This is a genomic window from Algoriphagus marinus (assembly GCF_001936475.1).
In the GTDB taxonomy this organism is placed as follows: domain Bacteria; phylum Bacteroidota; class Bacteroidia; order Cytophagales; family Cyclobacteriaceae; genus Algoriphagus; species Algoriphagus marinus.
Genome location: NZ_MSPQ01000003.1, coordinates 128,438 through 141,508 on the forward strand (window position 1 = coordinate 128,438; position 13,071 = coordinate 141,508).

Annotated in this window: 9 protein-coding genes; 3 read left to right on the forward strand and 6 right to left on the reverse strand. The window is 41.0% G+C overall.

The features are described from left to right. Positions 1 to 22: 22 nt before the first annotated feature. The 4 genes from BVC88_RS07325 to BVC88_RS07340 all read right to left on the reverse strand — a co-directional run bounded on the left by BVC88_RS07325 (position 23) and on the right by BVC88_RS07340 (position 5,276). The gene (locus BVC88_RS07325) at positions 23 to 2,701 is read right to left on the reverse strand and encodes a TonB-dependent receptor plug domain-containing protein (RefSeq protein ID WP_075350012.1); all 2,679 of its coding nucleotides are present in this window, start codon (positions 2,699 to 2,701) and stop codon (positions 23 to 25) included. 72 nt (positions 2,702 to 2,773) lie between these two features. Further along, on the reverse strand, positions 2,774 to 3,841 hold the full coding sequence (gene rlmN / locus BVC88_RS07330) for a 23S rRNA (adenine(2503)-C(2))-methyltransferase RlmN (protein ID WP_075350013.1): 1,068 nt from the start codon (positions 3,839 to 3,841) through the stop codon (positions 2,774 to 2,776). Positions 3,842 to 3,928: 87 nt separating this feature from the next. Beyond that, complete coding sequence (locus tag BVC88_RS07335) at positions 3,929 to 4,498, reverse strand: DUF4256 domain-containing protein (RefSeq protein WP_075350014.1); 570 nt, start codon at positions 4,496 to 4,498, stop codon at positions 3,929 to 3,931. Positions 4,499 to 4,787: 289 nt separating this feature from the next. Then, positions 4,788 to 5,276, reverse strand: a complete 489-nt coding sequence (locus tag BVC88_RS07340) for a peptide deformylase (protein WP_075350015.1) — start codon at positions 5,274 to 5,276, stop codon at positions 4,788 to 4,790. A 141-nt stretch (positions 5,277 to 5,417) separates the two neighbouring features. Between BVC88_RS07340 and BVC88_RS07345 the strand changes: the two genes are divergently transcribed. Continuing rightward, complete coding sequence (locus BVC88_RS07345) at positions 5,418 to 7,325, forward strand: ABC-F family ATP-binding cassette domain-containing protein (RefSeq protein WP_075350016.1); 1,908 nt, start codon at positions 5,418 to 5,420, stop codon at positions 7,323 to 7,325. A 304-nt stretch (positions 7,326 to 7,629) separates the two neighbouring features. Here BVC88_RS07345 and BVC88_RS07350 read toward each other — a convergent pair whose 3' ends face one another. Beyond that, positions 7,630 to 8,028 carry a hypothetical protein gene (locus tag BVC88_RS07350; RefSeq protein ID WP_075350017.1) on the reverse strand — a complete coding sequence of 133 codons (399 nt, stop codon included), beginning with the start codon at positions 8,026 to 8,028 and terminating at the stop codon, positions 7,630 to 7,632. Between the two features lie 152 nt (positions 8,029 to 8,180). Next, entirely contained in the window at positions 8,181 to 10,430 is a 2,250-nt protein-coding gene (locus tag BVC88_RS07355; RefSeq protein ID WP_075350018.1) for a TonB-dependent receptor family protein, read from the reverse strand. A 769-nt stretch (positions 10,431 to 11,199) separates the two neighbouring features. Here BVC88_RS07355 and BVC88_RS07360 point away from each other — a divergent pair. Together BVC88_RS07360 and BVC88_RS07365 are read left to right on the forward strand one after the other, a co-directional pair. Then, positions 11,200 to 11,409, forward strand: a complete 210-nt coding sequence (locus BVC88_RS07360) for a hypothetical protein (protein WP_075350019.1) — start codon at positions 11,200 to 11,202, stop codon at positions 11,407 to 11,409. 297 nt (positions 11,410 to 11,706) lie between these two features. Continuing rightward, positions 11,707 to 12,894: a 6-bladed beta-propeller gene (locus tag BVC88_RS07365; protein ID WP_083639039.1), complete on the forward strand. Its 1,188-nt coding sequence runs from the start codon at positions 11,707 to 11,709 to the stop codon at positions 12,892 to 12,894. The last annotated feature ends 177 nt before the right edge of the window (positions 12,895 to 13,071 follow it).

The window sequence follows — 13,071 nt, forward strand, 5'->3', positions numbered from 1 at the left end:
CTTTGGTGAGGAAAACAAATGCTTATTCTAAAATCCGAACCAATCGGCCTAGTCTGCCTTCTGAATCAATTCCTTCGACAATGATCATTTGCTTTGAAGCGATATCAGTATTGTAAAACTCCAGAAGTGATTCGCCATTTTCTCCAGTCTCCACTAGCGGATTCCAATAGATGGTGGCACGGGCATCTTTGATTGCATTTTCAACAGTTTTGGTATCGTACTTTGGAAGGTAAAATTCCCTTGGTACAGCATATCCTCCATATTTCGTGACTAAAGTACCGCCTACACTCTTTCCAAAACCTGAACCGGTTTTGGTATAGACTGCAATCACACCATTTGCACCCTGAGCCCCAAAAATAGCCGTCTTGGCGGGGTCTTTGAATACATCTACGTTGGCTACATCTCTTGGGCTAATTGTAAGCAAAGTCGAGGCTTCAACAGGTATATTGTCCAACAAATAAAGTGGCTGTGTACCAGAGCCACCCAGTGAACCGACGCCTCGGATCGTGACATTGACATCCAGACCTGATACAAATACTTGTACTCCGGAAACTCTTCCTTGGATTAATTGGAAGACATTTGTGAAACCAACAGAGGATGGGATTTTTTCCGGATCGAGGGTTACATCACCGGATCCATAGATTTTTCTGATTTCTTCTTCCTCGCGTTCAATAGTCTTCGCCTCAACTGTCACTCCCTCCAGATCTATAATATCTTTTTCTGCATTGAGTTGTTGCATCATCGACCGTTCTCGATAAGTGGACACAAGCCCTTCTGGCCAGACTACTTCCTGAGTATAATTTCCTTCGATCGAATTAAAAACAGGTTCTGGCTGAATCACTGACACGTCGATAAAGTTTTTGAGTCGTGTATCCTCGGCTGTGATCGTAACTGAAGCGGAATCCAAATATTCCAAATCTCTGAAAATGAAGCGGCCGTTGGGACCATATTCCGAGGTGACAATTTCAATTCCTTCACCTACCAAGGCCGTGATTTTTCCACCTGCAAGACCTTTTTTAGTTTGCTCGGCATCGGTTACCTGACCCTCGATATTGATTCCCCGCTCGATAAACTGTTCAATCTTTGGGAGATTCCCAGCAAGGACATCAGACCACTCAAATCTTCTCCAACCATGTGTCATCATCACCAGATCCAATGCTTCCTGAGTCTCTGAGGAGTTATCTTTGAAATATCTTCCTGGTTGGTAGATTTCAGCAGATAAATCTGAAGTCAAAAGAAGCGTAGAAAAAATATCGCCGGCCTCCAGTTCACTTTCATCTACCTGTGCTGCATCTAATACAGCCACTGAGAAACTTCCAGAATTAGCAGTTCCTCCAAAGGTTGATTTTAGATTTAGACTTATCTTCTCACGTGGAGAAATACTTCCTGTCTTTGCAATATCTAGCTCTATTTGATCGTCTTTTTGGATAAATACCAATCGCTCCAACAGCGGCTTTCCATCCTCGCTCATCACAGTGATTTGGTTGATCCCTGAGATCAAATTCTCTTTAGGGATACGTACACCCCAGACACCATTTGCCAAAGTCCCTTGGATCATATAATTGATGATACCCCGAGTTTGAGAAACCAACAAAAGCGAATTTGAATCGGATTCCCCCTGCACAAATGCAGTTAAATAGCTAGCTGCAGGATTATTGATCACTTGCATAACCAACCCTTCTGAATCAATTTTAGAAAGACTTGTGCTGATTTCCTGTGCGGTGGTTTTCTCAGTGATTTTTACTGTATAGCTTGATTGTGATGGAGTGAGTTCAAATTTTCCCAAACCCGCAAAATTGCTTTCGAAAGTAATGTCACTTCCTTCGATTGAGCCTTGGATTTCGGCAGGCATCCCGTCAGGATAGATCGCACGGAATCCAAAGTTGGACTTTTTACCAATCACCGAGTGGCCGCCTTCCGGCAAAAACTGAATATCTGCCAAAGTTAAACTGTAGGGTAGGCGAAGCTTTTGGGTTACAGAATAGTTTTCATTTTCCATGAAAGTCAATTCCAAATGCTGTGATGAATTAGCTTTCTCAGGGATTGCAAAAGTAAAACTTATCTGACCTTGTGCATTTACCGGAAGTGCTTGTTTATACAACTCTTCTTCGCCTGCTTTTGCCTTTATTTCGACTGTTTTACCTGCCAGTGGATTGCCCTCACTATCGATCACGATCAGATCTGCCTTATAAGTTACTTTTCCAGCCGCAGCACTGATGCTAGTAAAAGTGATTTTTGGAAGGAATGAACCTCCTGCTCCATCGACCACATTGATTTGGGAGTTAAAGAAATATTCATCTCCAAAATTCCGCATCCAAGAAGTATAAGCTTTAAGTTGGTAGATCCCAGGTTTTCCAAAGGCCGGTAAGGCGAAGTCTCCTTTTCCTCTTCCTTTTTCCAATCGAATAGTTTTTTGCTCTAAAAGCAATCCATCTCCGTCAAACAAGTCAACATATAGGGTAGCGCTCAAAGGGGATGGGATTTGACTGCTTCCAGCAGTCAAATAAGCACTAAACCAAAGATCTTCCCCGAGTGTGTAGGTGGTTTTGTCTAAATGGAGATAGGCTTTTTCTACTGGGTATTCTTTCTGATAAGTGTCAAAATAGCTCTGTATTTTTTGAGGAAGTGCATCCTGAGCTTGTAGGTTGACAGAAATAAGGCTGATAAGAAAAAATATCAGCAAAGTGAAATTATTTTTCATGGTATAGTTGGCTTGGTACTAAAAACGCCTCTAATAAAACTAATTGCTTATAAATTGACAAGTGAAAAAATCTTAAATAGCATTCAGAGCCGCAACTTCGTTTTTATTCGCGAGTTGACCGCAAGCGGCATCAATGTCCTGACCTCTTGATTTTCTGACTTTAGCGATAATTCCTTGTGATTCTAAAATCCGAACATACATATCCACGGCTTCTTGCTTTGCCTGACGAAATTCTCCCTCATCAATCGGGTTGTATTGGATGATATTGACCTTTGAAGGAATGATTTTACAAAATTTGGCCAGAGCTCGAGCATGGCGCTCGTCGTCATTGATTCCATCCCAGATCACATATTCATAGGTGACTTTACGTTTGGTCTTTTCATACCAATACTTCAGGGACTCTCCAAGTTCCTCGACTGGATTGCTGTCGTTGATGGGCATAAGCCGAGAGCGAGTTTCATTGATCGCGGAGTGGAGGGAAACGGCAAGGTTAAATTTCACACCATCATCAGCCAGTTTTCTGATCATCTTCGTCACTCCCACGGTAGAAAGTGTGATTCGACGTGGAGCCATTCCCAGACCTTCGGGTGAAGTGATTTTATCAATTGCCTCCAAGACATTCGCATAGTTAAGAAGGGGCTCACCCATTCCCATAAACACGATATTGGTCAGCGGACGCTGGAAATAAGTTTCCGCTTCATCCTTGATGGCCACGACCTGATCGTAGATTTCATCCGGATTGAGATTTCGCATCCGCTTCAGACGTGCTGTCGCACAAAAATTACAATCTAGACTACAACCCACCTGAGAAGATACGCAGGCGGTGATTCGCTTCGTAGTGGGAATGAGGACAGATTCGACGATTTTCGAATCATACAGTTTGACCGCATTTTTGATGGTGCCATCTGAGGAATGCTGCATCAGATCCACTAAGATATGATTGATCTCAAAATGGGTTTTGAGCATTTCCCGGGTAGAAAGGGAAATATTACTCATGTCATCGAAGTTTTTCAGCGACTTATTCCAAAGCCACTCATAGACTTGCTTGGCTCGAAACTTCTTTTCGCCATGCGCCAAAAAGAACTCTTCCAATTCTGCCAAGGAAAGTTTACGAATATCTTTTTTCTGAATCTCTTCCATGTCGCAAAGTTAAGGGATTCGGAAGGATTTCTTAGCCGGAATTCAAGCCTTGGTATTTGTATGTGCCCTTTGCAGTGAAATAAAAAATCAAACTCGAATAGAAGCCCGAAAACCACGACCGCCATAATAAGATTGGGCGCCATTGTGGTAAATGAATACTCGACCGTATCTAAAATCACCAAAAATGGCTCCTCCAAGTTTCCGCACCTCATCCGGTGTTTTGAGCCAACTGGAAGTTTTTTGATCAAATTTACCCAAAGCTTGAAGACTCCGATACTCCTCCTCATTGAGCAATTCTACACCCATGTCCGTTGCCATATCCATCGCAGTATCTTTTGGGGGATAGTCTTTGCGGGATTCCAAACCTTCCCGATCATAGCAGATGCTTCTTCTGCCTTTGGGAGTTTCTGGGGAGCAATCATAAAAAATAAATTCACTAGTTGAAGGATCAAAACCCACTACATCCGGCTCGCCTCCGGTTTCTTCTAGCTGATAAATCGACCAAAGTTTCCCTTCCGATGCTGAGCTTTCAAGCTTGGACACAATCTGCTCCCAATTCAAATCCTCGTGTCGAGCTTTATTTTTCTCAAAACGACTTTTTAAGGTTTTTAAAAGACTTTCTTTTTGAGAATCGCTGAGTTGGTTAGTGGCTTTCATTGGGATTTTTATTGGGAAAAGAAATATAATGGAAATACCATTTAAATACACCTCCCTAGATTTGATAATACAATGGAAATACGATTGAAATACACCTTCTTTCGGTCGGTGAAATATTAACGTCCGGTCCTATTTCAGCGAAGCTGTATTTCTATCTTATTTCGCCGAAGGCCTATTTCGCGCAGCTTATTTCTACATTATTTCGCGGAAGGCTTATTTCAGCGAAGCTGTATTTCTATTTTATTTCGCGAAGATTATCTCGCCGCAGGCATATTTCGCGCAGCTTATTTTATAAAGTTTTCAACTTAAAACTTTTCCCATCAATCGCCCGCATCGTGCAAAGAATGCCGTCGAGGTGATCATATTCATGCTGGATTAATTCAGATAAGGCTCCTGTCACATGTAAGGACTGCTTTTTCCAATTTTCATCCAAATAGTCCAAGGTCAGGGATTCATGCCGGGCTACTTTGACCAGTAGATTGGGAAAGGACATGCAGTCATCCCAAAGCTCAAATTTTTCATCACTTAGGTTTTTCAACTCAGGATTCAGAATCACATAGCGGCGATCCAGATTCAGGTAAAAAAGTCGCTTCATAATTCCCAACTGAGGAGCGGCTATTCCTCTTCCAAAACCATAAACTTTCCGGATGTCCTCCATGGCTTCATGAAGCTGCTGCACCCAACCGGGCACGAGTGCCAGTTCATCTTTTATAACAGGTTCACATATTTCATATAATCTAGAGTCTCCTAGTTTGAGGATATCGTGGATGGTTTTCATAGGTGAAAGATAGTAAAATGAGCTTTATACGGTGCCGAGATAATTTGTACTTTAAATATGAGATACTTGAAATTTATAAATGCTAATCCAGAATATTGAATTCCACATGATTGCCTGCCTTCTTTTCCTTACTTTTGCGGCATGAATTACCTTTCGGTCGAAAATCTCAGTAAAGCTTTCGGAGAGCGCAAGCTTTTTTCCAATATTTCTTTTGGCATATCCCAAGGACAAAAAATAGCCCTCGTAGGCATCAACGGTGCCGGCAAATCCACGCTGATGAAAATCATCATGGGGCTGGAAATTCCTGATACTGGCCAAGTTGGGATCAACCAAGCGATCAAAGTGGCTTATGTGCATCAAAACCCGGTTTTTGAAGGAAAGATGAGCATTTACCAGACGATCTTTGATCAAAGCAATAGTGAAGTACTCCAAGTGATTGAGGATTATCATAAAGCGATGTTGGATGCGGAGCGGGGTATTGACAATTCCGATAAGATGACGGTTCTTTTTGAGAAAATGGATGCCTTTCAAGCCTGGGATTTTGAATACCAAGTGAAGGAAGTTCTGGGGAAATTAGGTCTTCATGATACCGATTTGCCAGTTGGTTCCCTTTCCGGAGGACAGCGGAAGCGAGTTGCTTTGGCGAAGGCTATCCTCGAAAAACCGGATCTTTTGCTTCTCGATGAGCCCACCAACCACCTCGACTTAGAAACGATCGAGTGGCTGGAAGATTACTTGGCGAAAGCCAATTTGGCTCTTTTTATGGTTACCCACGATCGATATTTTCTAGAGAAAGTCACCAACGAAATCCTCGAACTCGATCAGGGTAAAGTACATCGCTACCAAGGAAACTACGGCTATTTCCTCGACAAGAAAGCCGAGCGAATGCAGAACGAAGATATCGAACTTGAGAAGGCAAAAAGCCTCTACAAAAAAGAACTGGACTGGATTCGTCGCCAGCCGAAAGCTCGAAGTACGAAGGCTAAATATAGAGTCGACGCTTTCGAAGAAACTAAAGAAAAAGCTTCTCAGAAGCGAGAGGATAGGGATATCGAACTTCAAGTGAGCGCACAGCGACTTGGAAATAAAATCATTGAGATCGATAAAATCAGTAAATCTTACGGGGATAAAAAACTGGTAGAAGACTTTTCCTATGTCTTCAAAAAGAAAGACCGGGTAGGAATTGTCGGGCCAAATGGTGCCGGGAAAACCACTTTTCTAAATATGATTACGGGCCAATTGGCACCGGATCAGGGCAAGATTTCAATTGGACAGACTACTGCTTTTGGCTATTACCGGCAGGAGGAAAGTAGCTTTGACGAGAGCAAGCGACTGATCGATATCGTGAAGGATGTTGCTGAAGTAGTCGTGTTGGACAAGGGACAAACGATCACGGTAAGTCAGTTTTTGACGCAGTTTGGCTTCCCTCCGAAGCAGCAACATACACCAATCGAGAAACTCAGTGGAGGCGAGCGTCGTCGCTTGCAACTCCTGATGGTGCTGATCAAGAATCCAAACTTTTTGATTCTCGATGAGCCGACCAATGATCTGGATCTGATGACTCTGAATACCTTGGAGGAGTTTCTGGATTCCTTTCCGGGTTGCCTGATCATCGTATCCCACGATCGTTATTTTATGGATCGCTTGGTGGAGCATTTGTTTGTATTCGAGGGCGAAGGAGTGATTTCTGATTTCCCGGGGAATTACTCGGAGTTTAGAGAGGCGGAGAAGGAGAATGCGGGAAAAGAGAATAGGGATAAGGGAAAAGAGGCTAAGGCTGAAAAGCAAGAAAGCCCTGCCAACCTACCGAATCCAGCAGTGACAAAGCAAAAGGCGAGTTTTAAGCAGAAGAATGAATTTAAGGAAGTAACTGCTGCGATGGCCAAATTGGAAAAAGAAAAGGCCGAGTTGACCGAAAAAATCAGCGGTGGAAATTCGGATCATGAAGAGCTGATGAAAATATCTTCCCGTATGCTTGAAATCGATTCTAAATTGGAAGAATTTGAACTGACTTGGTTGGAGTTGAGTGAGTTGGAGGGGATAGAGTAGCTAGCGTCATTGCGAGGATGTCTGTGAAACTTGATATTTTTTGAATTTCACACATCCGAAGCAATCTGCTGGTTAGAATAGAAATTGCTTCGGAATTGAGAATTTTTGTACAGCTGTTTTGATTCTTTCGAATTCCTCGGTTGACTTGCTAATTAATCAATGCTGAATCGTAAGGTTTGGAACTAATTTGTCCGAAATTTATTAATTTTAGCGGGATTGAATGGCAGGAATTACCCTAATAAAAATATGGAAAAAAGCTTCTGAATAACTAATCAGAAGCTTTTTAAATTGATGGTGTTGACATCTAGAAATACGCACTATATAAGCCGGTAGTCATAGTCAAAAGGGCAATGAATGTTGCGAGCTCGTTTTTTGTTTTCGTGCGGAAGGCATAAAATAGTAATGAGAGTGAAATAATTAGGGTTACTAAAAGTGATAGGGTTTTTAAAGAATCACTGATTAAGAAAATCATTTGAAATGAAAAGATGATCGCAATAGCCCAAAGTATCCCAAATTCTATCAAATTTGATTCTTCCTTATTTATTAGGTTCAAAAAAGCTTGTCCTACAAAATATAGCATGAAAAGCATAATACCTGTGATGATAGGAAAAGTCGAGATCTTATCGATATCGAATAGGAGAACAGAGATTACAGCAAAAACTGAGTAGATAATACCGATGGTTTTTAAATTTTTAATTTTCATGACTTTAAATCTTTCTTGAAACCCATAACTTATTTTTTCATTCCAGCTCCCGCCAAAATCTAAAGAATAAACACCTCGTTTAAAAGTAGCTTCAATTTTAAGTCTTGGCTCTAGTTTCTAAATTCTTTATACTAATATCTTACCACTAGATACTAAAAATTAAACCCCACTTTCACCCCTCCATACCAATTTCTTGTCGGAGCGGGTTGATAGAATCTTCCTCCAAAAGGATTCAGATCGTTTCCTAGCGAATAGCTTTCATCCAACAAATTGTCTACCCCAGCAAAGGCTTCCAATTCCCATTTTCCGGCAAAAGTTCTTGCCCAGCCAAAACGCAAATTGACCAAATCATAAGCTTCTTGGAATACGGTATTGGCATCATTAAGCGGAAGCTCACTAACATAATTGTGGGTGAAATTGAGGTAGAATCCCGGCTTGGTTCTCAAGTCTAGTCGAGTGACCAAAGTAGTTTCTGGTACACCTGTCAAGTCATTCCCAGAGAAATCATCAGCTCGCTTTTGGTAGTCTTTGAATTTGAAAAACTGACCGGTATATGCCGTCCCCAAACTCAAGTTCTGAATAAATCCCTGTCCGTTTTTGATGAAGCTGTAATCAATCGCTGCTTCGATTCCTTTTTGATCTGTGCTGCCTGCATTTCGAAATAATACCACGCCCTGCGGATTGGTGAATGTCGTAATTGTCTGATCCAGTTTGAAATAATAGGTGGTCAGGTCGAGGTTGAATTTCCCTTTTCCAAGGCGATATCCCAATTCATAATTGATCCCTTTTTCAGCTTCCAGATCCAAATTTAGGCTTCCTTCATTCGTCCGAACTTCGTCGATGGTCGGCGGAGAAAAACCGCTACTGACACTTCCATAAACTGCTGAAGCTTCATTTACCCGATAATTCAGCGCTACTCGAGGAACTACGATAGGATCAAAAGTTCGGGTTTGCAAACCTGTCGGACCACCTGCTGCATCGATTTGTCGGTCGATTTCGAAGCTGGAGAAGTTTTCGCTCAAACCTAACGTGAAGAGAAATTTCTCGGCTAGTTGCCATTCCGCCTGCTGGAATAGAAATCCCTGTGTGGCTCGAAGTTTATCAGAAAAGCGAACCGTATCGGCTACTCCAGCCCGATTTCCAAAGTTCTGTGCATCGGTCAAACTCGTCTGATATTCTCCACCCGCAATGAGACGGAGTGATTTTCCGCCAAGTTCCGTTTCATGCGTAAACCTAGTCCTACCTCCAAAACCGAAGCCCAATTCCTTTTTATAGTCCAGGATAAAAGGGTTTTCGAAGTCATTGGTGTTTAGGTAAACTGTCGTGTTGTTGCTTGTTTTCTCAGAAAAGCGATATAAATGGCCGAAAGATGCGAAGACTGATTTTTGCGCAATGGAGCTGTTTTGATTCACTGAACCAGGCCTTGCCTGTGTAGGGTCAGCCTCTAACTGAGCGGCATTTAGTGGGCCAGGAATCTGGTAATTCAAATCCGAAATCAAGAGTTGAGTTCGGATTTCCTGCTTTTCCGAGACCGGAAAAAAGCTTCCCAATTGAAATACCTTTCGATCCATTGCTGAGTGCTCTCTATAGCCATCCGCTTTTTGGGTGACAAAAGAAGCTTCGATTCCGCCTTCCCCGATTTGCTGAGAAAGACCTATTCTGAATCGGTTGAGTCCAAAATCACCGGTCGTATATTCGCTGCTGATTCTACCCCCTTGTGGATCTGCAGGACTATTCAGGCTGATTGCTCCGCCATTTCCAGCACCGTAAATACTTCCTGATGGGCCTTTGATCACCTCGGCAGTTCGGATATTGGATAGATCAAGCAGGTTCAAAGGAGTGGTGCCATCAGGAGATGTGAAGGGCACTTCGTTCCAATAGACTTTGACATTTCGAACCCCGAAAGGAGATCGAAGTGAGCTTCCGCGGATAGATATTCTATAACTCGCCGGTGCGCGTTCCTCGATGCGGATGCCTGGCTTGGTGTTAAAGGAATTTACGATGGAAGTCTCGTTGAAGCGGTTGAAATCCCGTTCCGATACGATCGCGATTGCAGCCGACTGCTCCAAAAGTGGGCGTTCAGATTCAAAAGCAGTGATGGTGACTTCGGATAGATTGACAGCTACTGGGCTTAATTCTACCAGATGTTCCCCTGATCCAAATTCTGCTTTGAAGAGCTCATAACCAGATTTGAAAAAGGAAAACTGCTGGGCTTCATCACCTAGAAATGCTACAATTCCCGAAGCATTGGAAAGCTGAGCCTGACCATTTTTTGGTTGAATGCGAACATTCTCCAAAGGTGAGGCGGTATTGGCATCAACAACTTTGAATTGAACTTGGGCAATTGTAGAAAAACTAATTAATAGGAATAGGAATAGGAGGATAATGGAGCTTCTTGTCATGCAGCGAATTTACAGCGTTTTTGGAGATGAATATTTACCTTTCAAAAATTTTGAAAGAGTCCCGCCCCTGCAGGGCTTTGGTACATATGTAAATTTCCTTACCCTGCACTTCGTACAGGGTCATGAAAAGTAAAGCTCCTTCGGAGCTTTATTAAGATTTCGGGTAGAATTTAAATAGTAGATTTTCTCACAAAATAATTGTGGCTTAGAATTGAGTAGATCCGAAGGATCCAAACCATTCATGACCCTCGGCGCAGCCGGGGGTTAAGGCTAGCGATGAGGCTGGAAGCCCTGAACGGGGCGAAACTCAATATGATCACTAAATCAAAAACTCCTTTCGTTTTGCTCAAAAAATCGCTGCTCCGAATCCTATTCTCCAAGAACCTTTTTCGACCGCTTCGGCGGGGCATTGGCCAGGAAGATCTGCCCAAAGGTATGCTTGGAGCTTGTCGAATATATCGTTAAGCAGCAGCTTCAGGAGTCTGCTGAGTATCTCACAGATTTGTAGGGATTTTATTAAAAAACTCCAAAAACATACTCCTAATTACTTAAGACTTTCGAAAAATACCCAATTATGGGTATTTTTTCTATGATTATCATTTATCAGTTTGCAGTGTGTTTTCGGTATCCTCATGGTGCCAGCGAAATTAGACCAAGAGCTCAGTCTTTTTTTCGGGGGGGTGAGGGTTTTTCAATCAGATTTCAATATCTGTAAATGTTTTTTGTTCAACCACTTTAACTACCTATTTATTTTAAAAACAATTTCAAAATGAAAAAATTAATTTTAACAAGTTTAGTAATGCTCTTTTGCTTAGGGCCATTTATGAAAACCAATGCGCAGATTTTCCCTGCATTTTACAAAGTGAAAGTTTGTGATCTCAAAAATGAAGCAGGAGACGTGATCCAGTATGGAAATGATTGTGACTTTGGGAGTAGGCCATGTATACCAAATCCATGCGATCAAAGTATTGGTGGGTAATTAAATGAAAAATATATGAAAAATGTAATCAAAAATTCGTTTTGTAGCTGCTTTGCAGTTTTATTACTTGCCTTTATTTTTACTAGTCAAATTCAAGCTCAGAGTATGTTTGATAAAAATAGAAAGCTCAATCAATGTTTTATACTTTATAACGGAGATATAATACAAATCGGTAATGAATGCGAATTCGGCTCAAGAGAGTGTCGTCCAAATCCGTGTTCTCCAGGAATAGGCGATTAATTATTTTAAAACAGAAGGCTAAGCCTTCTGTTTCTCTAAATCTTCAAATTAAAACTAATGATGAAAAAAATATATCTCTTATTCTTAATCACTGTGGCTTTTGCTTGTGGTGAACCAACCAACGTTGAGACACATTCAAATGAAAGTGCAGATTCTGTCAATGAGACTACTGAATTACTAGTATCTAAAATGCTTGGGGATCCTTTAATATATATGGATGATCACTTTGAATTTTTGGACTTAATTGCACTTAAAACGCCAGAAGAAATTATCATTTCGGAAATAACTAAAGCAACCCTTGAAGATTCTGAAATATTTATTCACGACAAGAAACTTTCGAGTTTGCACCATTTCAACCTTAATGGTGATTATCTCAAAAGTTTCGGAGCAATGGGTGAAGGACCAGGAGAGTTTCTGGACATTGGTGATTTTGCCGTGGTTGGAAATAAGATTTGTATAATGTCCAAAAGCAAGAAAGGTCTTTTATTCTATGATAGAGCAACTGGAGTATTTTTAAACGAGTTTCGATATGATCTTTATGGTGATAAAATTGCTCATATTGGAAATGATGAGTTTTTGGTATATACCAACTTTAATGTAAATGATGAGCATGGAAGTTATAATGTGTTCAGAATTGACTCTGAGGGATCGGTTAAAGAAAAATATTTTCCTTTCGATGAAGATAAACAACATTCAATGGTTTCAATGTCAGGGTATTTGGCTAAAACAGGGAATGACATTTATTTTGGGTTACCGTTCGATCAGTTCGTATTCAGTTATAATAAGGATGACCATAATTTTTTTCCTAAGTATAGTACAGATATGTTAAGTCAATATATCCTGGAAAACAAGGGAGATTTTGATGCCATATTAAAGCCTGAAGTGCTCATTAAATCTTTTGGGGGCGAGTCTTGGAATGGAAGTACCTACTTTGAAACGAATTCGAAAATATATCTTTCACTATATGATTTATCATCACTCAAAAACGTATTAATAGACAAGAATACTAATGAAGTGATCACCATCTCCAAAAGATCGGAAAATCCGTTCTTTAAATTGATTGACGATCCGGTAATGATGGCTGAAAACAATGAACTGTTTTTTCCAATCTATGGGGAAAAAGTCTTGTCAGATGAATACTTCACCTACACGCAGAGTTCAGATTTTCAAAAAAGATTTATTGACAAAAGGGATTCTTATGAAAAAGATCATTCTTATTTCCTTCTAAAAACAAGGATAAAATAATTACAAAGAAAATTCTTGCACTTATTTTTCATTTCTCTACTACACTCTTATTCCTATAAAAAAGCAAGATTGGAAATTGAAGATGATATTCTGTTTCAATTAGGTGGCTGTGCCCTGCGCTTCGCACAGGGGCATTAATGGTCTGCTCCTTCGGAGCTATCATTCGAAGCAAATCGA

Excerpts from the sequence above, each read along its gene's own strand:
- BVC88_RS07335 (WP_075350014.1), bottom strand. The coding sequence starts at position 4,498 with ATGAAAGCCACTAACCAACTCAGCGATTCTCAAAAAGAAAGTCTTTTA.
- BVC88_RS07325 (WP_075350012.1), bottom strand. The coding sequence starts at position 2,701 with ATGAAAAATAATTTCACTTTGCTGATATTTTTTCTTATCAGCCTTATT.
- BVC88_RS07365 (WP_083639039.1), top strand. The coding sequence starts at position 11,707 with ATGATGAAAAAAATATATCTCTTATTCTTAATCACTGTGGCTTTTGCT.
- BVC88_RS07345 (WP_075350016.1), top strand. The coding sequence starts at position 5,418 with ATGAATTACCTTTCGGTCGAAAATCTCAGTAAAGCTTTCGGAGAGCGC.
- BVC88_RS07350 (WP_075350017.1), bottom strand. The coding sequence starts at position 8,028 with ATGAAAATTAAAAATTTAAAAACCATCGGTATTATCTACTCAGTTTTT.
- rlmN (WP_075350013.1), bottom strand. The coding sequence starts at position 3,841 with ATGGAAGAGATTCAGAAAAAAGATATTCGTAAACTTTCCTTGGCAGAA.
- BVC88_RS07355 (WP_075350018.1), bottom strand. The coding sequence starts at position 10,430 with ATGACAAGAAGCTCCATTATCCTCCTATTCCTATTCCTATTAATTAGT.
- BVC88_RS07360 (WP_075350019.1), top strand. The coding sequence starts at position 11,200 with ATGAAAAAATTAATTTTAACAAGTTTAGTAATGCTCTTTTGCTTAGGG.
- BVC88_RS07340 (WP_075350015.1), bottom strand. The coding sequence starts at position 5,276 with ATGAAAACCATCCACGATATCCTCAAACTAGGAGACTCTAGATTATAT.